20 protein-coding genes are annotated in these 20,244 nt (G+C 72.3%); 12 read left to right on the forward strand and 8 right to left on the reverse strand.

Translation table 11 applies throughout. The features are described 5' to 3' along the window. Positions 1 to 55 precede the first annotated feature (55 nt). Positions 56 to 598, forward strand: coding sequence for a YbhB/YbcL family Raf kinase inhibitor-like protein (locus ACIGXM_RS15700; protein ID WP_396561029.1), 543 nt, complete (start codon positions 56 to 58; stop codon positions 596 to 598). 176 nt (positions 599 to 774) lie between these two features. On the opposite strand, the gene ACIGXM_RS15705 is transcribed toward ACIGXM_RS15700, so the two are convergent. Both ACIGXM_RS15705 and ACIGXM_RS15710 read right to left on the reverse strand, forming a co-directional pair. Beyond that, positions 775 to 1,545 (reverse strand): maleylpyruvate isomerase N-terminal domain-containing protein, encoded by a 771-nt coding sequence (locus ACIGXM_RS15705; protein WP_396561031.1) that lies wholly within the window; start codon positions 1,543 to 1,545, stop codon positions 775 to 777. Positions 1,546 to 1,743: 198 nt separating this feature from the next. Then, a complete protein-coding gene (locus ACIGXM_RS15710; protein WP_396561032.1) occupies positions 1,744 to 2,226 on the reverse strand; it encodes an STAS domain-containing protein in 483 nt (160 codons plus the stop codon). Between the two features lie 135 nt (positions 2,227 to 2,361). Between ACIGXM_RS15710 and ACIGXM_RS15715 the strand changes: the two genes are divergently transcribed. From ACIGXM_RS15715 to ACIGXM_RS15730, 4 genes are all read left to right on the forward strand, one after another. Beyond that, on the forward strand, positions 2,362 to 2,697 hold the full coding sequence (locus ACIGXM_RS15715; RefSeq protein ID WP_396561034.1) for a helix-turn-helix transcriptional regulator: 336 nt from the start codon (positions 2,362 to 2,364) through the stop codon (positions 2,695 to 2,697). 234 nt (positions 2,698 to 2,931) lie between these two features. After that, entirely contained in the window at positions 2,932 to 3,120 is a 189-nt protein-coding gene (locus ACIGXM_RS15720) for a hypothetical protein (protein ID WP_396561036.1), read from the forward strand. Between the two features lie 44 nt (positions 3,121 to 3,164). Further along, positions 3,165 to 3,686 carry a hypothetical protein gene (locus ACIGXM_RS15725; protein WP_396561038.1) on the forward strand — a complete coding sequence of 174 codons (522 nt, stop codon included), beginning with the start codon at positions 3,165 to 3,167 and terminating at the stop codon, positions 3,684 to 3,686. Between the two features lie 341 nt (positions 3,687 to 4,027). Beyond that, positions 4,028 to 6,124, forward strand: coding sequence for a SpoIIE family protein phosphatase (locus ACIGXM_RS15730; protein ID WP_396561272.1), 2,097 nt, complete (start codon positions 4,028 to 4,030; stop codon positions 6,122 to 6,124). A 19-nt stretch (positions 6,125 to 6,143) separates the two neighbouring features. Here the strand turns inward: ACIGXM_RS15730 and ACIGXM_RS15735 are convergent, their stop codons facing one another. Further along, positions 6,144 to 6,455, reverse strand: a complete 312-nt coding sequence (locus tag ACIGXM_RS15735) for a WhiB family transcriptional regulator (RefSeq protein ID WP_396561040.1) — start codon at positions 6,453 to 6,455, stop codon at positions 6,144 to 6,146. A gap of 400 nt (positions 6,456 to 6,855) precedes the next feature. On the opposite strand from ACIGXM_RS15735, the gene ACIGXM_RS15740 reads away from it, so the two are divergent. From ACIGXM_RS15740 to ACIGXM_RS15765, 6 genes are all read left to right on the forward strand, one after another. Then, the gene (locus ACIGXM_RS15740; protein ID WP_396561042.1) at positions 6,856 to 7,092 is read left to right on the forward strand and encodes a hypothetical protein; all 237 of its coding nucleotides are present in this window, start codon (positions 6,856 to 6,858) and stop codon (positions 7,090 to 7,092) included. A gap of 276 nt (positions 7,093 to 7,368) precedes the next feature. Then, positions 7,369 to 9,162 carry a SpoIIE family protein phosphatase gene (locus ACIGXM_RS15745; RefSeq protein ID WP_396561044.1) on the forward strand — a complete coding sequence of 598 codons (1,794 nt, stop codon included), beginning with the start codon at positions 7,369 to 7,371 and terminating at the stop codon, positions 9,160 to 9,162. Between the two features lie 241 nt (positions 9,163 to 9,403). Beyond that, entirely contained in the window at positions 9,404 to 10,591 is a 1,188-nt protein-coding gene (gene pstS, locus ACIGXM_RS15750; protein ID WP_396561046.1) for a phosphate ABC transporter substrate-binding protein PstS, read from the forward strand. A gap of 67 nt (positions 10,592 to 10,658) precedes the next feature. Continuing rightward, positions 10,659 to 11,651, forward strand: a complete 993-nt coding sequence (pstC, locus tag ACIGXM_RS15755) for a phosphate ABC transporter permease subunit PstC (protein ID WP_396561048.1) — start codon at positions 10,659 to 10,661, stop codon at positions 11,649 to 11,651. Next, positions 11,652 to 12,542, forward strand: a complete 891-nt coding sequence (gene pstA / locus ACIGXM_RS15760) for a phosphate ABC transporter permease PstA (RefSeq protein WP_396561050.1) — start codon at positions 11,652 to 11,654, stop codon at positions 12,540 to 12,542. It abuts the gene before it with no gap. 62 nt (positions 12,543 to 12,604) lie between these two features. Next, positions 12,605 to 13,414, forward strand: coding sequence for a phosphate ABC transporter ATP-binding protein (locus ACIGXM_RS15765; protein WP_396561051.1), 810 nt, complete (start codon positions 12,605 to 12,607; stop codon positions 13,412 to 13,414). A 46-nt stretch (positions 13,415 to 13,460) separates the two neighbouring features. Here ACIGXM_RS15765 and ACIGXM_RS15770 read toward each other — a convergent pair whose 3' ends face one another. Next, positions 13,461 to 15,128 carry a histidine decarboxylase gene (locus tag ACIGXM_RS15770; RefSeq protein WP_396561053.1) on the reverse strand — a complete coding sequence of 556 codons (1,668 nt, stop codon included), beginning with the start codon at positions 15,126 to 15,128 and terminating at the stop codon, positions 13,461 to 13,463. Between the two features lie 182 nt (positions 15,129 to 15,310). On the opposite strand from ACIGXM_RS15770, the gene ACIGXM_RS15775 reads away from it, so the two are divergent. Then, positions 15,311 to 15,802: an Lrp/AsnC family transcriptional regulator gene (locus ACIGXM_RS15775; protein ID WP_396561055.1), complete on the forward strand. Its 492-nt coding sequence runs from the start codon at positions 15,311 to 15,313 to the stop codon at positions 15,800 to 15,802. Positions 15,803 to 15,994: 192 nt separating this feature from the next. Here the strand turns inward: ACIGXM_RS15775 and ACIGXM_RS15780 are convergent, their stop codons facing one another. The 4 genes from ACIGXM_RS15780 to ACIGXM_RS15795 all read right to left on the reverse strand — a co-directional run bounded on the left by ACIGXM_RS15780 (position 15,995) and on the right by ACIGXM_RS15795 (position 19,539). Beyond that, entirely contained in the window at positions 15,995 to 16,213 is a 219-nt protein-coding gene (locus tag ACIGXM_RS15780; protein ID WP_396561057.1) for a hypothetical protein, read from the reverse strand. Positions 16,214 to 16,360: 147 nt separating this feature from the next. Continuing rightward, positions 16,361 to 16,747, reverse strand: a complete 387-nt coding sequence (locus ACIGXM_RS15785; protein WP_396561059.1) for a hypothetical protein — start codon at positions 16,745 to 16,747, stop codon at positions 16,361 to 16,363. A 233-nt stretch (positions 16,748 to 16,980) separates the two neighbouring features. After that, positions 16,981 to 18,618 (reverse strand): CocE/NonD family hydrolase, encoded by a 1,638-nt coding sequence (locus tag ACIGXM_RS15790; RefSeq protein ID WP_396561061.1) that lies wholly within the window; start codon positions 18,616 to 18,618, stop codon positions 16,981 to 16,983. Positions 18,619 to 18,948: 330 nt separating this feature from the next. After that, complete coding sequence (locus ACIGXM_RS15795) at positions 18,949 to 19,539, reverse strand: TetR/AcrR family transcriptional regulator (RefSeq protein ID WP_396561063.1); 591 nt, start codon at positions 19,537 to 19,539, stop codon at positions 18,949 to 18,951. Between the last annotated feature and the right edge of the window lie 705 nt (positions 19,540 to 20,244).

The raw sequence follows: 20,244 nt of genomic DNA on the forward strand, positions 1-20,244 counted from the left end.
GCCCTCCGTCCGCCGCATCACCGCCACCCCACAGCACGGCCTTGAAAGGAACGACGTGACGAGCGCCAACGACCCCTTCGCCCGCCTCCCCGAGGCGGTCTCCTTCACCGTTACCAGCACCACCATCAGCGACGGCGCCGCCTGGTCGCCCGAGCAGTTCTCCGGCATCTTCGGCGTCCCCGGCGGCAAGGACCTCTCCCCGCAGCTGTCCTGGAGCGGCGCACCGGAAGGCACCAGGAGCTACGCCGTCACGGTCTACGACCCCGACGCCCCCACCGGGTCCGGGTTCTGGCACTGGGCGGTCGCCGACATCCCCGCCACCGTCACCGAGCTGCCCGAGGGCGCCGGTGACGACACCGGCTCGGGCCTGCCCGAGGGCGCCTACCAGCTGCCCAACGACGCCCGCGTGGCCCGCTTCATCGGCGCCGCTCCGCCGGCCGGGCACGGCCCCCACCGCTACTTCGTCGTGGTGCACGCCCTCGATGTCGAGTCCATCGGTGTCCCGGCGGAAGCCACCCCGGCCCTCCTCGGCTTCACGATGTCCGGCCACACCCTCGGCCGCGCGGTCCTGACCGCCACCGCTGAGACCCCCGCCTGACGAACGGCGACGGGGACGGTCCCCGACCAACGACCATGGTCGGGGACCACCTCGTCGCGACGACCGGCGATGTCACCGCGCCCCGGGCGCGACCTCCCCGCTTCGGCGGAAGGTGTGCACGGGCCTGCCCCCCGCGTGACGGCCGGCCGGTTCCCCCGAGATGGTCGCCGCCCCGATCAGTACCCGCTCAGAAGGGCCCGCACGCGGCGGAGGGTCTCGGGCCCGGCGTCGCTGTGCCAGCGCGAGGGATCCGCGGGGCGTCGGCCCCAGAGAAGCAGGAGGCGGGTGGCCGCGTCGCTCTCCACGGTGGCCGGTCCCTCGGGGGTGGCGAACCCGATGCTGGTGCCGACCGCGTCCGCGGTGACCAGGACGTCGTCGGTGCCCGGGACGCGCAGTCGTCCCTCCACCCGGCCGTCAGGGCCGAGTTCGAGGCCGGAGAAGCCCCGGGCCAGCAGCGGCACACCCACGGTGGTCACGCTGTGCTCCGTGATCCACGACTCGTTCAGTGCCCGCACGGCCGTGCTGTCGTCACCGGTCAGGTCCCAGCGGTGGAGCACCAGCTCTTCGCGCATGTGTTCCGCGAAGAAGGCGGGCGTCACGGTCCGGCCGGTCCAGGTCACCTCGGTCTCCGGCGACAGGTCGCCCGCAGCGGCCGCCGCGGTCTCGACGAGCTGTTCACAGCGGGCGAGGAAGGCCGACCAGAGCTCGGAGTCGGACATGGCCCGGTAGGGGGCCTCGCGGTGGAAGCCCCTCGTCTCGACGGGCGTGCCGGCCATGTGGGCCGCGAGTACCCGGGCCAGTTCTTCGGCGGTGCCCGTCTGGTGGGCGACGATGTCGCGGACGGTCCACGCCTCGCACCAGGTGCCACTGTCGGGCCTTCGCGCCCGCGCGGCACGGGCGAAGGCCTCCAACTCCGGAAGAGCGTCATCGACGCGGGACCTGCTCACGGGCAAGGGATATCCAAGCGGTCAGGAGGCCGAACCTCGGAACACCCGCCTGGCGGGCAGCGGGAACGGCGTGAGAGGTCCCGGGGACGCGGGGTCGGGACCGTCGTCGCGCCGGGAGGGTTCGGGCGCGCCGCGGCCCTGTCCCGGTCCGGTGGATCCTTGACCGCGGTGGGCTCCGGACCGAAGGAGGGCCGTGGCTCAACCGGTGCGTCGCAGTCCGGGGGCACGGGTGGGCACGCGCCCGTTCGGAGGGGTGGGGACGAGGAAGAGGGCCCGGGTCTCGGTGAGCCGGAGCAGACGCTCGGCCTGCGGGCTGGCGGCGCGGACGGTGAACGGCCGGCCGAGGACCTCGCGGGCCTCATGCCGCACCCGGAGGAGGGTGTTGAGCCCGGCGCAGTCGAGGAACGTGACCTGGGTGAGGTCGAGTTCGAGCCCGCCCGGATGAGCGTGCAGGGCGCGCAGCAGGATCACACGCAGTTCCCCCGCACAGTCCTGGTCGATCTCGCCGCGGACGACGACCGCGCCGGCCCCGTCCGTGGTGGTGGGCAGCGGCGGGACCACGGCGGTGGCATGGAGCCCGAGCGGGTGAGTGGTCCCCGGCGTGGGCGGATGCGGCCCGGTGGACGGCGGGGTCCGCATGGCGGCCCGGGCCGGGTCGCTGCGTTGTCTGGGGGAGGGCATGAAGGCTCCCTCGTACGGGTGTACGGCAGGGATGGACCCCTTCGATCGTGACCCCGCGTTCGTCGTACGTCAAGGGATTCGCGAACAGCTTTTCGCGTCTTTGAACGCCCGAAGTGTGCGGCGCATGATGGAGGTATGAGCCGCGACGACAACCGGAGCCGACCGGAGTGGACCTTCCTCACCAACCACGCCCGGGTGCTCCTCATGATCGCCCGGGACCCCAGCATCCGGCTGCGCGACGTCGCCACAGCATGTGAGGTGACCGAGCGGACGGTGCAGGCGATCGTGGCCGATCTGGAGACCGCCGGGTATCTGGTGCGCTCGCGCACGGGACGGCGCAACCACTACGAGATCCCGCCGGGCGGCCGCTTCCGGCACTCCGCCGAGGCCGGTCGGGAGATTTCGGGCCTGTTGGCCCTCTTCGCGACCGGCCCGGAACCGGCGCCGGGGACTCGGGCAGTTACTGGCTGACCCGACCGGCGAGCTGACGGACCTTCGGGGGCGGACGGCCACGTACCCGCGAGTCGCTGACGGCGACGGTGACCCGGGCGAGGGCGTTGGTCGAGGAGGCCCTCACCTCGCTGAGAGGCTGAGCCGGGTCACGGGCCTGCTGACGGACGCTCGGAACGGGACGTTTCCATCTCGGGACATCGGAGAAGCGCAGATCTGCGACACGGCGCAGGCCACCGAACCTTGGATGGCCCGATGTCCACAGGAGTGATCATCGCCATCGTCGTGGTGGTGGTAGTGCTGGTCCTGATCGGGATCGGCCTGGCCGTCATGAACCGTCGTCGCCGTTTGAAGCGGCGCTTCGGCCCCGAGTACGAGCGCACGGTCGCCTGCTCACCGACGGTGAGCCCCGGCGCGGTGGCCCCACCTGACCAGGCCGCGTGATCGGGCCGAGGGCCGGCGCACGAACTTGAACGAGGTGAGACACCATGCGAGACGACTACACCGAGACCCGTGATGACGACTCGGCCGAGGCGGAACCCCTCAGCACCGAGGACATCGCCCACCCCCGGAGGACAACGGCCGAGGACCCCGGAACCACGACGGACACCGACGACACGAGCGTGACCGCCGACGAGCGTCCCCGGTACCCGGGCGAGGCCGCGCCGACCGGTGGTGAGGACCGGGCCGCGGGCGAGGGTGAGGCCCTGGAATCCGCTCGGCCGAGCGGTGAGGAGGAGAACCGGCCGTTGCTGGCGCAGGAGGACGCCGAGAGCTTCCGCACCCGTTGGCAGAAGATCCAGACCGAGTTCGTCGACGACCCCAAGGAGGCCGTCCGCTCGGCCGACGCCCTGGTCGCCGAGGTGATGCGGACGCTCGCCACGTCCTTCGCCGAGCACAAGGACGGCCTGGAAGGCCAGTGGGACCGCGGCGAGGACATCGTCACCGAGGACCTGCGGATCGCCCTCCAGCGCTACCGGTCCTTCTTCAACCGCCTGCTCACCACCTGAGCCGCGGTTCACGCACCCGGACTCCGCCCTCGGACGTTCGCGCGTCCGGTGGCGGTGTTCGCCTGCCCCCGCCCCCGCCCGACCCCCGTGGAACAGGTGCCAGGGCCGGCGTGCTTCCTCCTTCGAGGACGGGCCGCTCGGGCGGATGTCCGCCGCGGGGCGGTGCGCGGGACCGTGGAGCGTTCCAACGGCCGGGGATCGTGCGAGAGCCGGAAGCTGCCGGTGAAACGGTGTGGGGGGAGGATGGGAACACGGCTGAGGAGGGAGGGTCAGGCGGAGCGAGCGACTGGATCCGGCCCGAGGCGGTCACCGCGATCGGGCAGAGGAAGGAGGGCCCGGTGATGGGGTCGCCCGAGGCGTTCCGGCCCGCGTCCGGCCCGCTCGGGGTCGCTTCGTTCGAACCCGGCGGGCTGCTGGACGTGCTGAGCGTGGCCGCGGTGGTGCTGGACGACAGGGGACGGATCGCGTTGTGGAGTCCCCAGGCCGAGGAACTGTTCGGCTGGAGCGCGAAGGAGGCGCTGGGGCAGTACGCGGCGAAGCTGCTGGTCGCCGAGGAGCACGTCGAACCGGTCCTCGAACTGTTCACCGAGGTGATGTCCGGAGGCGGTGCCTGGGCCGGGGTCTTCCCCGTGCGGCACAAGGACGGCTCCACCCGGCTGGTGGAGTTCCGCAACATGCGGTTGCTGGACGACCGCGGCGGCCTGTACGCCCTCGGGCTCGCCAGCGACGAGGCGACGCTGCGCGGCGTCGAGCGGGACCTGGCGCTGTCGGTGCGGCTGGTGGCCCAGTCACCGATCGGGTTGGCGGTGCTGGACACCGACCTGCGGTACGTCCTGGTCAACCCGGCGCTGGAGGGCATCAACGGCCTGTCCGCCGGGAAGCACCTCGGCCGAACCGTCCGCGAGGCGCTGCCGTTCCTGGACGTCGAGGCCATCGAGTCGGCGATGCGCCAGGTCCTGGCCAGTGGCACACCCCTGGTGGACCAGTTCACCATCGGCCGCACACAGGCCGACCCCGGCATCGACCACGCCTGGAGAGCGTCGTACTACCGGCTCGAGGACTCCGGCGGGCGGGTGATCGGACTGGCGACCACCGTCGTGGATGTCACCGAACAGCACCGAGTGGCCTCGGAGGCCGCCGAAGCCCGGAGGCAGCTGGCCATCATCGCCCACGCCTCGGTGTTCGTCGGCACCAGCCTCGACCTCGTCCGAACCGCCGACGAGCTGGCCGACATCGCCATACCCGACCTCGCCGACATCGCTGAGGTGAACGTCCTGGACTCGGTCCTCGACGACCGTCCCGCCGGCACGACGAGCACCGGCGCCGGGCCCGCGATCTTCCGGTCCCTGGCCGTGGCCGGGGCTTGTCCCAGCACCCCCGCCGGTGACGTCGACCCCACCGGCGGGACCGCCGCCTACGCCGTCAACCATCTGATCACCCGCTGTGCGATCACCGGCCTGCCGATCCTGGTGGCCCGGGTCGAGGCCCAGGACCTGTCGCAGATCGCCCGGGACGGCGAGGCCGCCGCCCTCCTGGGCCGCGCTGGCCTGCACTCGTACCTCGCCGTGCCGCTGATCGCCCGTGGCGAGATCCTCGGCGTGCTCGACCTCAAACGCACCCTCAACCCGCGGCCGTTCAACGACGACGACTGTGCCCTGGCGGGCGAGCTGGCCGCCCGCGCCGCCGTGTGCATCGACAACGCCCGCTGGTACCAGATCCAACGCCACGCGGCCCTGACCCTGCAACGCCACCTGCTCCCGCGTACGCCACCGCGATCGATCGGTCTCGAGGTCGCCTACCGCTACCAGCCCGCCGGAATCGTCGGCGAGGCCGGCGGCGACTGGTTCGACGCCGTCAGACTGGCCGGCGACAAGACCGCCCTCGTCGTCGGCGACGTCATGGGCAGTGGCATCAACGCGGCCGCCGCCATGGGGCAACTGAGCACCGCCACCCGGACCCTGGCCGACCTCGATCTCGACCCCGCCACGATCCTGCACCACCTCGACCGCACCGTCCGCGCGCTGGACGAGACCATCGCCACCTGCGTCTACGCCGTCTACGATCCCCACCGCGCGCAGTGCCGCATCGCACTCGCGGGCCACCTGCCCCCGGTCCTGGTCCGCCCCGGCAGCTTCCCCGTGCTGCTGGACCTGCCCACCGGAGCGCCGCTCGGCGTCGGGGGCGTCCCCTTCGAGGCCACCGTCCTCGACCTGGAGGTCGGCGACCAGCTCGTCCTCTACACGGACGGCCTGGTCGAAACCCGTGACCAACCCATCGACGACCGCCTGGACGCCCTCCTCAGCCTGTTGGTCGACACCCACCTGCCCCTTGAAGTGACGTGCGACCGACTCCTGGCGGCCCTGCGTCTTCCCAACGGCCACGACGACATCGCGCTCCTCATCGCCCGGGTCGTCCCCACCGGGCCCGCTGGGGACTGATGCGACGGAGGCCCGAAGGTCAGACCGCGACCCGGTGGCGGGCCGGGTGGCCGCGCCGGCGCGAGCGCAGGACGGCGGCCCGCTCGTCCTCGCTCAGCCCGCCCCAGACGCCGTAGGGTTCGCGGGCCGTGAGCGCGTGGTTCAGGCAGGCCTCGCGGACCGGGCAGCGTGCGCAGACCGCCTTCGCGGCCGTGTCGCGGTCGTCGTGGGCGGGATTGCGCTCGCCGGGCGGGTGGAAGAACAGGCTGCTGTCCGCGCCGCGACAGGCCGCGTCCAACTGCCAGTTCCAGTGCTGCTCGAGGGGTCCGGGCAGCCGTGACACGTCGCTCATGGAAACTCCTTCGGCTTGCGACCACTCGCCTGGCACCTCCCGGGACGGTGCGACCGGGCGGGCGGTCGGACGGTCGGGGTCGGACGGGCGGCGCCAGGTCGTCCGGCAGCCCCCGACGATCGTAGAGGCGTCCTCGCTCCGGGACCGGGTGGCGCCACCGGTCCCGGAGCGGTCGCCCAAGGCCGTCCCGGGAGCCGGCCGCCGCGCGAGGGGGAGCGCGCTGCGGCCGGTTGACGGCCTCGGCCGTCGTCTCACCGCCAACAGGCGTCTCAAACCCGGGAGTCGTGCACTGACTTCGCCCCGACGCCGCCACGGCGCCCGGTCCCTCGGTGGCCCGCGCCGCCGGGCCGGCCCGGCAGATCGACGTGCGCGATGGCCGGTCCCGGCCGAACCTGGTCACATGACCAGCCACGAAGCCCTCGACAGGGCGCGCCCTGTGGAAATCTCGGCCCTGGTGTCCGGCCACCGCGATCGACAGGTGCGCATCGAGCGTCCCGGGACCACGCCGGTCGTCGTTGCCTGCTCCAGCCGGCAGCAGTTCGAGGAGGTCCTCCGGCGGGAGCGCCCTGACCTCGACCCCGACGACGCCCAGCAGCTCCACTGGGTCGACCACCCCGGCGAGTGGCCCGGCGCCTGAGCGGGCGCCGATGTCGGGCAGGCCTTCCCCCGTGGGCGGGGTGGGGTCTGTTGACGGTGGAGGTTCGACCACGCCGGCGTCCGGATTCGACGCGCGTCCGTATTGACGGTCGTCTCATCCGCTGGCAATCCCGCCGGTATCGACAGTCGTGACACCGCGCTCGGATCCGGGGGAGTGCCATGTCGCTCGGCACGGTAGCGGCCCGGTGACCGCTTCGCGGAGGGGCCTGGCAGCGGCATGGGTGCGGATCACCCGTCGCGGGCCGACGATTGGACCATGCGCTTCCGGTACCGCAGACGAGGAGGTGGGCGGGCGTGCGCCGGCGCCTCCGGCCGGCCCGACGCGGACGCCCTCCTGGAAGCAGCGGTCGACGCCCTCTCGGCGGGCAGTACCGACGAGGTGCTGTGGAGCGTGCTGGGAGGCACGGCGTTCGGCGTTGCGATCTTCGACCCGCAGCTGCGCTACCGCTATGTCAACCCCGCCCTCGCCCGGATGACCGGCCAGTCGGCCGCCGACCTCGTCGGCCGGGCCGTGGCCGAGACGCTGCCAGGCGTCGGCAGCCGTGCGGACGTCCTCCGCCAGGTGCTGCGTGACGGGCGGCCCCGTGAAGCGACAAGCAGCCGCGAGGCCGGCTCCGCCCAGGAAGGCCGCTGGTGGCACGGTGCCTACCACCGGTTGGAGGTCGCCGGCCGGGTGCTCGGCGTCGTCGGCGTCGTGCTGGAGGTCACCGAGTCACGGCAGGAGCAGCACGACCTGGAGCAGGCCCACGTACGCCTCGCCCTGCTCGACGATGCCGCCACTCGGATCGGTACCTCCCTGGACGTCGACACCACCTGTGCGGAGCTGGCGGACTTCGTCGTCCCACTGCTGGCGGACCTGGCGACCGTCGAGGTCCTGCCGGTCGGTCTGCCGGAGGGCCACGGACCTCCGCGGGCCAGGGCACTGCGGCTGCGCCGGACCGCGCTGGCCTGCGTGCCGACCCTGCGCAGCTGTGCGCGGGACCTCGGGATGACCGACAGCACCGTGGGGTACCGGGAGGACCCGGCCATCGCACGGTGCCTGGAGACCGGCCATCCGATCGTGCGGAACCTGCTCTCCGCGGAGCCGGACCGCTCGGCACCGGACGCGGGGCGGCTCGCGGCCTGCCGGGCCGCCGGAATCCACTCGACCCTCGTCGTCCCGCTCGCGGCCCGGGGCCACGCCATCGGAACCGTGTCACTGGCCCGAGCCGGCAACAGCCCGGAGTTCAGCGACGAGGACGTGGTGATCATCCAGGACCTGGTCGGCCGCGCCGCGGTCAGCATCGACAACGCCCGCCGCTACACCCACTCGCAGACGATCGCCCTGGAACTCCAGCGGGCTCTGCTCGCCGAGCCGGGAAACCCGCACCCCAACCTCGAACTGGCCTCCCGCTACCTCCCGTCCGGCACCAGCACCATGGTCGGTGGCGACTGGTTCGAGACGGTCCGCCTGGCCTTCGGACGAACCCTGCTGGTCATGGGGGATGTGATGGGCCACGGGGTCGAGGCTGCCGTCGACATGAGCAGCTACCGCTCGATGCTCCGCTACGTGTCCGCGACGGACCTGCCGCCGCACCGGATCCTGCGACAGCTCGACGCCATGGTCTCCGAGAGCGAGTCGGGACGGCCGGCCACCTGCCTGCTGGCGCTGGCGGACCCGGCCCGCAGCCGCTGCACGTACTCCAGCGCCGGGCACCTCCCGCCCGCCCTCTTCACCGCCGACAGCGGCACCGAACTGGTCGAGGTCCCGACCGGTCCGCCCCTCGGTACCGGGGTCGGCGGATACGAGCTGGTCACCGGTGGCTTCCGGCCGGGCCAGGTGCTGCTCCTCTACACCGACGGCCTGGTGGAGAGGCGCGGTGAGGACATCGACGTCTCGCTGGCCCGGCTCGCGGACCTGCGGCTGCCAGTGGCCGGCGACCTCGGCGACCTGCTCGACGAGACCCTGTACGGCCTGGTGCCCCATGGCGCGGAGGACGACATCGCGGTCCTCGCCGCCCGGGTGCGCCCCCGGCCCGCGGACCAGGAGCCGGGCGGGTCCCGAGCGTGATCGTCACCCGCGTCCGTCCTTCCGCGGGGTTGCTCCGCCCGTCCGTCCACCGCGGGCGTCCCCGGCGTTCCGCCCAGTGGGTGGACACGCGCCGCAGCCGGCCCCGATCGTGGATATGGGCCGCCGCAAGCGAGAGTCTGGGTCTTCTCGTTGCTGATCGGACCACTCGCGCGGTCCCCGTTCCTGGCTCCGCCAGTGGAGTGACGCACCGGTTGCGCCGACCCGCGGAAGAATGGATCTCATGGCTCACAAGGCCTTCGCCGGGCTCGTCCTGGTGGTGGCAGCGGCGCTGCTCGCCACCGGCTGTGGCACCACGAACAACGTCAGCAACACCTCTCCCAGCGGTACCGGCGCCGCCGCCAGCGCGGACTTCGGGACCCAGATCTGCGGCCAGGCCGGCGCCACCAAGCCCGGCTACCCGCCGCCGTTCGCGCGGCTGCCCGGCGGGGCGAGTTCCCTGTCCGGGGCCGGGTCGACCTTCGTCGCGCCGATGATGTCGTACTGGACCAAGGTCTACAGCCAGTCCTCGGGTGTGCAGGTCGCCTACCAGTCGATCGGATCGGGCGGTGCGGTGGCCCAGATCCTGGCGGGCACGGTGGACTTCGGTGTCAGCGACACCGGGCTGAGCCCGGCCGACCAGGCCAGGGCCAGGGGCCCGATCCTGCAGATCCCCCTGCTGCTCGGCGCGGTCGTGCCCGCCTACCACCTCTCCGGCCTGCCATCGGGGCTGAAGTTCACCGGCGACCTGCTCGGCCGGATCTACGCCGGGAAGATCAAGAAGTGGGACGACCAGGCGTTGACCGCGTTGAACCCCGGGATGAAGCTGCCGGACGAGCCGATCGCGGTGGTGCACCGCTCCGACGGTTCCGGCACCACGGACATCTGGACGGACTTCCTCACCAAGGAGTCCCCGACCTGGGTGAGCGCGCTCGGTGGTCCGAGCAGGAGCACGGGCAAGACGGTGGCCTGGCCGACCGGCATCGGCGGCAAGGGCAACGAGGGAGTGTCCGGGCAGGTCAACCAGACGGAGGGCGCGCTGGGCTTCCTGGAACTGCAGTACGCGCTGGCCCAGAACAGCACGTACGGGCAGGTGCGGAACAAGGCGGGCAACTTCATCCAGCCCTGCGTCGCCACCGTCGCCAGAGCGGTCAACGGCGTGACGTTCCCGGCGGACCTCAACACGTCGCTGACCGACGGCAGCGACCCCGACGCGTACCCGATCTCGGGCACCACGTACGCGCTGCTCTACCGGAGCCAGACGGACCCGGCCAAGGCCGCCGCCCTGGCGAACTTCCTCGGCTGGGTGCTGTCCGCGGGCCAGGACCTCACCGCCGCCCTGAACTACGCGCCGCTCGGCAAGGACCTCCAGCGGCTGGCCGTCGGGCAGTTGGAGCAGCTGACCGTCCGTGGCCAGCCCCTCATCAGGTAGCCACCGCCCGCCGGGCGCCCGTTCCCGGACCGCCCACCGCCGGATCCGCCCGACCCAGGGGAGAGAGATGACCCCCCTCGCAGACTCCTTCACCTCGGTGCGACGCTCGCGCGCCCGGCACGCCGGCGACACCGCGTTCCGGGCCGCCGTCAGGGCCGCGGCGGCCTTCGTGATCCTCGTGCTGGTCACCACGGCCGTGTTCCTGGTCCGGCAGGCATGGCCGGCGCTGCGCCACTACGGGACCCTCAGCTTCCTCGGCTCCGACCGGTGGGCACCCTCCGAGGCCACCGCCTCCTCGGCGCACCCGAACCCGTACGGCATCCTGCAGTTCGTCTACGGGTCCGTGGTCACCTCGCTGATCGCGATGGCACTGGCGGTTCCGGTCGCGGTCGCGGTCGCGCTGTACCTGACCGAGGTGGCACCGGGCTGGCTGCGCAGGCCGCTGGCCGGCCTGATCGACCTGTTGGCCGCGATTCCCTCGGTGGTCTACGGGTTCTGGGGTGTCTTCGCCCTGATCCCGGCCGTCCGCCCGGCCGGCGTCTGGCTGTCGGACACCCTGGGCAACGCCCCGGTGATCGGGCCCGTCTTCGCCGGCCCCTTCTTCGGGGTCTCCTACCTGGTGGCCGGCATCGTCCTGACGATCATGATCCTGCCGATCATCACCGCGATCTGCCGCGAGGTCTTCGCCACCGTCCCCACCATCGACAAGGAGTCCGCCCTTGCCCTCGGGGCGACGCGGTGGGAGATGGTGCGGATGGCGATCCTTCCCCGCTCCCGCTCCGGCATCACCGGTGCGGCCGTGCTCGGCCTGGGCCGGGCCCTGGGGGAGACCATCGCGGTCACCATGGTGATCGGCAACAGCGTCCTTTCGATCACCGCGAGCCTGCTCGGCCCCGGGGCCACCATGGCCTCGGTGATCGCCAACGAGTTCACCGAGGCCACCGAGCCCTTCCACCTCCAGTCCCTGATGGTGGTCGCCACCTGGCTGCTGGTCATCACCCTGGTCGTCAACGTCCTCGGCAGACTCGTCGTGCGGCGCACGGGAGAGGACCTCGGGTAGATGACCGCCGCTCCGCCCGCCGCTCCGCCCGCGGCTCCCGTTCGCCGCAGCGTTCCGGAGCGCCTGGCCGTCAATGCCGCGATGACCGGGCTGCTGACGCTCGCCGCGGCCGTCGCGGTCGCCGTGCTGCTGTGGATCCTGGTCCACGTGGCCGATCAAGGACTGAGGTACCTCGGGCCGACCTTCCTCACCCAGACCCCGCCGGGCGATCCCTCGCAGGCGGGGGGCGGGTTCGTGAACGGCATCATCGGTTCCGTGATCACCGTGGGCATCGCCACCGCCCTCTCGGTGCCGATCGGCATCGCGGCCGCCGTCCACCTGATCGAGTACGGTGGCCGCCTGGCCAAGGTGGCGGGCTTCCTCACCGACGTGCTCATCGGGCTGCCGTCCATCGTCACCGGCGCGTTCGTCTACTCGCTCTGGGTGGTCAACTTCGGTTTCTCGGGGCTGGCCGGGGCGGCGGCACTGGCCCTGATCATGCTCCCGCTCGTCACCCGGGCCACCGCCGAGGTGCTGCGCCTGGTGCCGGCCGACCTGCGGGAAGCCAGCCTCGCGCTCGGCGTGAGCCAGGCCCGCACCATCGTCTCCATCGTGCTGCCCACCGCGCGCTCCGGGATCACCACCGGCGTCATGCTCGCGATCGCCCGGGCGATGGGCGAGACCGCGCCGCTGCTGCTGACCATCCTGGGCAACGACCTGTTCATCGAGACCAACCCGACCCAGCGGATGTCCACGCTCTCCCTGCAGATCTTCAACAACGCCATCACCGGGTTCCGCACCGCCCAGGCCCGCGCCTGGGCCGGGACGCTCACACTGGTCGTCATCGTCCTGGCGGTCAGCATCGGCGCGCGCCTCCTCGGGCGCCGAGGCATCGCCCGCAGCGCCCGCTGAAGCACGGCCTCCGGAGCCCGAAGACCGGCGGCCCCGACCACCTCCCCGCCAAGGAGCCCGCGATGCCCACCCCGCTCCCGCCCACCCGAACCACCGGTCCGGCCCGGATCGACGTGGTCGGCCTCACCGCCTCCTACCACGGCCGTCCCGCGGTGGCGGACGTCAACCTGAGGATCACACCCCACCAGGTCACCGCCCTCATCGGCCCTTCGGGCAGCGGCAAGTCCACCCTGTTGCGCTGCATGAACGGCATCCACCTGACCGTCCCCGGGGCCGCCGTGACCGGCAAGGTGCTGTTGGACGACACCGACATCTACACCGGCGGGACCAACCCGGTCGAGATCCGCCAACGGGTCGGCATGGTCTTCCAACGCCCCACCCCGTTCCCCACGATGTCGGTCCGCGACAACGTCCTCGCCGGCCTGCACCTGGGCCGGCGACTCGGCCGGGGCGGTCACGACGACCTGGTCGAACAGGCCCTGACCAGGGCGGAGCTCTGGCAGGAGGTCAAGGACCGGCTCGACACGCCGGGCGGGCGGCTGTCGGGTGGTCAGCAGCAACGCCTGTGCATCGCCCGGGCCTTGGCGGTGGAGCCGGAGGTCCTGCTGATGGACGAGCCCTGCTCCGCCCTGGGCCCGAGCTCCACCCTGGCGATCGAAGACCTGATCAAGGACATCAAACAGACCTACACGGTCGTCATCGTCACCCACAACCTGCAGCAGGCCGCACGGGTGGCGGACACCACCGCGTTCCTGACCATGACGGGGGCGGGTGAGCCCGGTCGACTGATCGAGGTCGGCCCGACCGAGCACATCTTCAGCACCCCGCGACAACAAGCCACCGAGGACTACATCACCGGCAAGGCCGGGTGAACCGCCGGTACGGGCGGCGTCACGGGGGCCCGGCCGCGGCGAGCCGTCACGGCAGCCGGGTGGGCAGGCCCAGGATGGCGGGGTCCTGGGCGAGCTCCGCCAACAGGGCGTCCAGCTTCGTCCGGTCCACCGAGGCCATCAGGAACACGTGCACGTAGCTGCGGCGGGTGGACTCGTCGCCCGGGACCATCAGCACGTCCTGGGAGGACAGCGACCACTTGGCCACCAGCTCGGGGCTGGGCTTGCGGAACCGCACCGTGATGGCGCCCGGGGTGCGCGCCGGCCAGAGCTCGACGCCCGTCTCCAGCTCCATGGCCCTCAGGCGCCGCTCCAGGTAGCCGGCCAGTTCCTGGGCGTCGCGGATCCGGTCCACCTGGTCCTGGTAGGAGTGCCGGGACAGGTGGTCCCAGAGGACCAGCGGGGAGAACCCGTTCCGGGAGCCGGCGAAGGTGGTGTCCGGCGCGCCTATGTAGTCCGGCTGGGACGGCGGCGAGATCTGGTACTTGACCTTCGTCATGTAGATGCCGCACGGCCACGGCGCGCCGGGCCACTTGTGGCCGCTCATCGCGATCGAGGAGACCATGTCGAGCTCGCCGAAGTCCCGGGTGGGCAAGGTGAGGCCGAAGTCGTACTCCGGCAGCTCCACCTCAGGGGTCCAGCCGTACGCCACCGGGTCCTGGGAGGCCATCCGCACGAAGGGCGCGTAACCGGCGCCGAGGGCGCCGTCCACGTGGATCCAGAAGCCCCGGCGCAGGTCGACCAGCGGCTCACCGGTCTGCGGGTCCGTGCCGTAGACCACCTCGCGCTGGATCAGGCCGTGCTCCTCGAAGATCGGCAGCAGGCGCTCGCAGACCTTCCGGACGTCGTCGTGGGCGCCCTTGAAGGTGCTGCCGAGGTTGAGGTTGACGAAGATCGGGTGTCCGTTCGCGGCGAAGAACTCGACCAGCACCGCCAGGGCGTCGACGTCGATCTCGCCCGTGCCGTCCCAGGACCGGCCCGAGGGGCCGGGACGGGAGGGCACCTCGGTGGGCCACTCGCGGGTCCCCGTCACGGGGTCGACCAGGGGGCACTCGTCCGCGTACTTCTCCAGGCCGACGGCGTGGAAGGTCTCGACGCCCAGCACCCGGACCGCCTTGGCGAAGGAGTAGTGGGTGTCCTCGGAGTAGAACGCCACCGGGCGGTGGGCGTTGGGGTTGCTCCGGTCGGGCGCGGCCTGGACGTACCGCAGGGCGTCGAACGGGGGTGTCGGGGGCTGGATCAGCGCCTTGCCGCTCAGGTAGTCCCGGGCGTTCCAGAGCGCGTACATGTTGCCCTCGGTCGAGCCCATGGAGAGCATGTAGCCCCAGTACGACTCGGGGTCGGAGCAGTCGTACGGCCGCTTGGCGTTCCACAGCGCCGCGTAGTAGTCGAGCACCGCGCGCTCGACGACCTTGGTGTTCGGCTTGTAGCCGCCGCTCTGGAACGGGTCGCCGAGGTTGTTGATGTTGTTCGGCATGAACCGGGCCAGGTCCAGCGCGCAGCCCTGCATGTCCTGCGTCGCCTGGTAGCCGACCAGGTGCCGGCGCTTCCGCGTCAGGTACTCGTCCACCGTGTCGAGGGCGCGCAGGCGCTCGGCGTCGTCCAGGCCGCTCGCCGGGAGTTCGAAGTCACGACCGTCGAGCTCGGGCCCCGGGTCGACGGCGGGCGCGGCGGCGAAGGTGGCGGTCGGGCTCATGGGCGCGGTACTCCGAGGTCACTGGGCGGCCGGCCCGCAGGGCGGGGAACGGCGGAGGGCGTTCGCCGCTCGCGGGTCAGGATGGAACTTTGCGGCACTCCGACGGAAGACCTTCCGAACAAAATTCGGCACACGCGCCCGTTGTCTTGCGGATCGACGGGATTCACCGAGATCATTGGCGCGTGCCGAATAATCCGCAGGCCCGCCGGGCGCCCATCGACGACGTGGACCGGGCGATCATCCGCGCCCTCGCCGACAACGCCCGGACGCCGAACAACGCCCTCGCCGAGGCGGTGGGCATCGCCCCCTCGACCTGCCTGGCCCGCGTGCGCGCGCTGCAGGAGCGCGGGATCATCCGCGGGTTCCGGGCGGAGGTCGATCCCGCGGCGATCGGACTGCCGCTGCAGGCGATGATCTCGGTCCGGCTCCGGGCGCACACCCGCGAGCAGAACGAGAGCTTCCGGAGCACGGCCCCCGACCTGCCCGGTGTCCTGGCGGTGTTCCACATGGCCGGATCCGACGACTACCTGCTCCACGTCGGTGTCGCCGGCCCCGAGGCGCTGCGCGACTTCGTCGTGGACAACCTCACCACCCACCCGGCGGTGGCACAGACCCGGACCAACCTGATCTTCGAGCAGATAGCCGGCCGCCGGTACCTGGCACCGGGGCGGTGACCACGAAGTCCTCGAGCCCGCCGACCCGCCGACCCGCCGACCCGCCGACCCGCCGACCCGCCGAGGTGACGCGGCGGCCGGGCCGTTCCGGGTCCGGCCGACCGGCCCGCACCGCCCGCACCGTCGGGCGCCCGGCCTCGGGCCGGTGGTCCGTGCGCGATCGATCCGGCGCTCCTCCCGGACCACCGGACCTCAGGCGCGCGACCTGCGCACCGCCAGCCAGGCCACCAGGGCGATCAGCAGGACGAGGACCACGATCAGTCCGCCCAGGCCGGCGCCGTGCGTGCTGGAGTAGTAGACGCCGCGGTGGTGCACCACGGTGACATGGCGCACCACCGTCACATGATGCGTGGTGGTGTGACTGGTGTGGACGGTGTGGCTGCTGCTACTGGTGCTGTGACGACTGCTCATGACCCGTCAGCCTTCCACGGCGCCCGTCGGCCGGCTCGGCCAGGTGTCGACATCCGCCAGCAGGCTGCGCGTGAACGGTGGGACGACATGCGGCCGCCCCCACCGCGCGGGCCGCGGTGGGGGCGTGGCAGGGGCCGGGCCCGCCGGTCAGAGGCTGAGGCAGGGCTCTCCGATGTTGTCGAAGTGGCCGTTGACGCCGTCCCAGCCGATGACGCAGTACTTTCCGGCGTCGGCGTGCAGCCGCCACGAGGAGCCGCCGGCCACGTCGCCGGCGCCGAACGTCCCGTCGCGGCCGTTGAGTTCGTGCCCGTTGGGCTGCAGCAGCTGGAAGTGGCCGGTGAAGGTCCGGTCGTAGGCCCATGCCTTGACGGTCACCTGGCCGGTCGTTCCGTCGATGGCCATGCAGACGTCGTGGTTGCAGCCGCTGTTGTCGCGGGTGCGGTCGGGAACCGCGGTGGCCTGGGCCGGTGCCGCCAGGACGGTACCGGCCAGGGCGAGCGTCACGGCCGCGACGGACAGGATCCTGCTACGCATCGATGGTCCTCCGTTGGGTGAAGCGGGGATGACCCCTGGGCGGAAGGTCCCCGCAACCGTAGCGAGTACCACCGCGGCCACCGTGCCGGGCTCGCTCGCCGCGGCGAGCATCACCCGAAGGTGTGGTGACCGGCCGTCCGCAGGCGGCGGGCGGTCGGTCACCACAGGGCGGACCGTCGGCGGTGGCCGACGGCTCGGCGGTGCCGATGGCGTCCGGCGAAGGGGGCCCGTGGTCAGCGCACCGGGAGGGTGAGCCGGGAGGGGTCGTCGGCCGGGGAGTCGAAGGTCACCCGGCTGCCCAGCGGGGTGTCGCCGGCGTACAGCGGGTCGCTGGTGTCCAGGACCAGTGCCAGGCGGTGCCCGGCTGGCAGGTCGTAGCCGGTGGCGAAGAGCTGGATGTCCAACGGGAAGGCCCGGCCGGGTGGTCGGTCCGACCAGCTCTGCGGGGCGTGCGAGATCAGCTTGCCCACGCCGGCGGCGTCGACGTCGTAGAGGTAGCCGAAGACGGTGCCCGCCGGGGCGCTGGCGGTGACCGTGGTGTGCACGGTCGCGGCGCCGCGGATCCGCGCTCCGGCCGGGTACGGCGCCGACTCCCAGACGGCCCCGGCCGACCGGGACAGCAGCGGGACCACGACGGTCGGCGGCAGTGCGGCGACCTGGTCGAGCAGCCCGGAGAGCTCGACGACGCCGCCGTCGGCGCCCGAGTCGGTACCGCCGACGACCGAGGTGTGCCAGCCCGTGCCGGCCGGGCCGCCGAGGGCGCCGGTGCCCAACGGGTCGGCGGCGCCCAGCCGCAGCTGCTCGGTGCGGGTGCTGACGGCGGACCAGTCCGGGTAGCTCTCCTGGACGTCGTCGGGACGGACCGTCAGCTCCACCGACCGCTGCGGCCGTCCGCCCGCGTCCGGGTGGCCCTTGAGGTACTGGTCGAACCAGGCCAGTGCGCTCGACCAGGTCGCGTCCGGCAGCCCCAGCAGGCTGGGCAGCTCCTGGGTGGCGTGGTCGCCGGGGCGCAGTTCGAGCCGCTTGGGCCCGGTCAGGCGCTGGTAGAAGGCGGTGACCTGGCTGGGGTTGAAGATGCTGTCGCCCCAGGCGTTGGCCAGCAGGACCGCGGTGCCGTTGGCGTTGATCCGGTCCACGTAGCTCGCGGGGGAGCGGGTCCGCGCCCACCGGAGGACGTCGGGCATGTCCTGCCCGGTGAACAGGTCGCCCAGGTTCTGGCGCATCTGGGGGCTCTGCCGGCCGGTGGGCAGGGCGATGCCGGTCAGCAGGGCGGCGGCCTGCAGGTGCCGGGTCTGCCCGCTGTCGAGCGAGTCGGCCAGGTCCCCCCATCCGCTCATCGCGGCCACCGCCTTGACCCGCGGGTCGAACGCGGCCCCCAGCAGGGCCAGGCCGCCACCCAGGGAGAGCCCGGTCAGGCCCACCCGCCGCGGGTCGGCCGGGGTGTGCGCGAGGGTCCAGTCGATCACCGAGGAGAGGTCGGCGACGTCCCGCGGTCCCGCCACGTCGATCTCGCCGCCGGAGCCCCAGAACCCGCGCACGGTGTACGTGACGGCCACGTAGCCCGCGGCGGCCAGTTGCCGGCCCTGGGCCACGTACTCCAGGTCGTTCTGCCCCCAACTGGCCGGCTGTACGACGGCGGGGAAGCGGCCCTGGGCGTCGGCCCCGGGGGTGCCGGGGGCCGGGGTGAAGACATCGGCCTTCAGTACCACGCCGTCCGACATCGGGACGTCGACGGTCCGGAACGCCACGGCGGTCGCGGTCGCGGTCGCGGGGACGGCCACGGCCGGGGTCGCGCCGCCGACGGCCAGTACGACTCCCAGAAGAACCAGTGCGGTTGTCCGCCATCCTCGGCGGCGGTGGGGAGGCTTCACGGCAGCTCCAGCGGGTCGGATCGCGGTGCCGGGGGCGGCTGGTCGTGCGATGTGGTGACTGGGAGCGTAGGGGTGCACCACCGCCACGTGCGAGATGATGATCAGTCAACTTACTGGCTGGTAATAACCGCTGGCCGGGTCACGTGCGCCCGAGTACGCCCGAGCATGCCGCGCTCGCCGGCGGACGCATGGCGCGGGCCGCCAGTTCGTCGGTCCGCCGGTCGGTCCGGGGGCGCGCGTCGTCGGCTCTCCTGCCCTCCGGGGGGATGTCGGGATCCGGTCGCAGGTGTTCGGTTGTGGTCGAGTCGGTCGCGCGGGACGGGATGCGGCTCAGTGCGGTAGGCGTAGTCCCGTGATGAGGAGTTCGACCAGTCGACGTGCGTCGTAGCGGGGATCGCTGCCCGCGCCGATGCAGAGGTTGCCGACGCCGCGCATGAGCCCGTAGGCGTCCAGGTCGGATCGAGTCTCGCCGGAGTCGGCTGCGGCGTCGAGCAGTTGGGCGCACACGGGCACGAGCCGGTCGAGGAAGTAGGTGTGCAGCGTCTCGAAGTCGGCGTTGTCGGACTGCAGCGCGGCGGCGAGTCCGTGCTTGGTGACCAGGAAGTCGACGAAGAGGTTGATCCATCGCCCCAGCGCGGCGTGCGGAGTCGCGCTGGTCGCCAGCAGTGCCGGACCGGCCTCGGCGCAGGTCTCGACCTGGTGCCGGTAGACGGCGATGATCAGGTCCGAGCGTGTCGGAAAGTGGCGGTAGATCGTGCCCGTCCCGACGCCGGCCTCGGCCGCGATGTCGCGCACCGGCGCTTCGACGCCCGACCTGACGAAGATCGCGGCAGCCGCGTCGAGCAGGGCCTCCTCGTTGCGCCGGGCGTCCGCCCGCTTGGGTCGGGGCGCACGCCTGGCGCCCCCGTCGCCGTCGTTCACCGCGCCGTCCTCTCCGTCGCCGGGCTGGTCCGGGGACCAGTGTTCCGCACTGTTACCGGAACAAGGTTCCGCTTGATTATGATGCCAGAGCGGAGGGCCGGCAACCAAACCACGCACGGCCACCATGCTTCGCCCGCGATGGAGGAGGCGCGGTCGAGCGGTGCCGGCCTGGAGCCCCGATGGCCTCGCGACGGCTGTCGGGTGCGATCCGCCGGGGCCCGGCTGTCACGACAGACCGGCCCGCGTCACCGGACCGAAGGCGCCTCGGTGGTCGGAGGGACTGTGCCGTCCAGCACGACACCGCCGTCCTCGTAGTCCTGTTCCTCGTGTCGCGGTCCTCGGTGTCGCCGTCCGTGAAGTCCGGCTCGGTCGAGGTCGGGGGTGGCTGGTCGGCCTCGCCGCGAAGGGCCGGCTGACGCGCGCACGCCGTCTCGTGCGCGGTCACGAGCGGCCGGCTCCCGGTCCTCCGACGGCCCCACCGTCGAAGTCACCCGGCGCCATCGACGGGACGACCCGACGGCCTCGTACTGCCATGCTCCTGTCGGTTCCGTCCCGACCAGCGGAAACCTTCGCCTCACCTCCGACAAGACGACGCTTTCTCATGAGAGTTGCTTCCCGTTCAACCTCAAGGGGTTGCGAGAGAGTGACCCACCGTGAAGACTGTGGCGGGTTCGTCGTTGTGAGTACCGGACCGTCAAGGTCCGC

This window comes from Kitasatospora sp. NPDC052896 (assembly GCF_044547075.1).
GTDB lineage: Bacteria > Actinomycetota > Actinomycetes > Streptomycetales > Streptomycetaceae > Kitasatospora.

Coding starts and splice junctions, on each gene's coding strand:
- ACIGXM_RS15710 (WP_396561032.1), bottom strand. CDS start 2,226: ATGCCCTCCCCCAGACAACGCAGCGACCCGGCCCGGGCCGCCATGCGG.
- ACIGXM_RS15715 (WP_396561034.1), top strand. CDS start 2,362: ATGAGCCGCGACGACAACCGGAGCCGACCGGAGTGGACCTTCCTCACC.
- ACIGXM_RS15720 (WP_396561036.1), top strand. CDS start 2,932: ATGTCCACAGGAGTGATCATCGCCATCGTCGTGGTGGTGGTAGTGCTG.
- ACIGXM_RS15725 (WP_396561038.1), top strand. CDS start 3,165: ATGCGAGACGACTACACCGAGACCCGTGATGACGACTCGGCCGAGGCG.
- ACIGXM_RS15730 (WP_396561272.1), top strand. CDS start 4,028: ATGGGGTCGCCCGAGGCGTTCCGGCCCGCGTCCGGCCCGCTCGGGGTC.
- ACIGXM_RS15735 (WP_396561040.1), bottom strand. CDS start 6,455: ATGAGCGACGTGTCACGGCTGCCCGGACCCCTCGAGCAGCACTGGAAC.
- ACIGXM_RS15740 (WP_396561042.1), top strand. CDS start 6,856: ATGACCAGCCACGAAGCCCTCGACAGGGCGCGCCCTGTGGAAATCTCG.
- ACIGXM_RS15745 (WP_396561044.1), top strand. CDS start 7,369: ATGCGCTTCCGGTACCGCAGACGAGGAGGTGGGCGGGCGTGCGCCGGC.
- pstS (WP_396561046.1), top strand. CDS start 9,404: ATGGCTCACAAGGCCTTCGCCGGGCTCGTCCTGGTGGTGGCAGCGGCG.
- pstC (WP_396561048.1), top strand. CDS start 10,659: ATGACCCCCCTCGCAGACTCCTTCACCTCGGTGCGACGCTCGCGCGCC.
- pstA (WP_396561050.1), top strand. CDS start 11,652: ATGACCGCCGCTCCGCCCGCCGCTCCGCCCGCGGCTCCCGTTCGCCGC.
- ACIGXM_RS15765 (WP_396561051.1), top strand. CDS start 12,605: ATGCCCACCCCGCTCCCGCCCACCCGAACCACCGGTCCGGCCCGGATC.
- ACIGXM_RS15770 (WP_396561053.1), bottom strand. CDS start 15,128: ATGAGCCCGACCGCCACCTTCGCCGCCGCGCCCGCCGTCGACCCGGGG.
- ACIGXM_RS15780 (WP_396561057.1), bottom strand. CDS start 16,213: ATGAGCAGTCGTCACAGCACCAGTAGCAGCAGCCACACCGTCCACACC.
- ACIGXM_RS15785 (WP_396561059.1), bottom strand. CDS start 16,747: ATGCGTAGCAGGATCCTGTCCGTCGCGGCCGTGACGCTCGCCCTGGCC.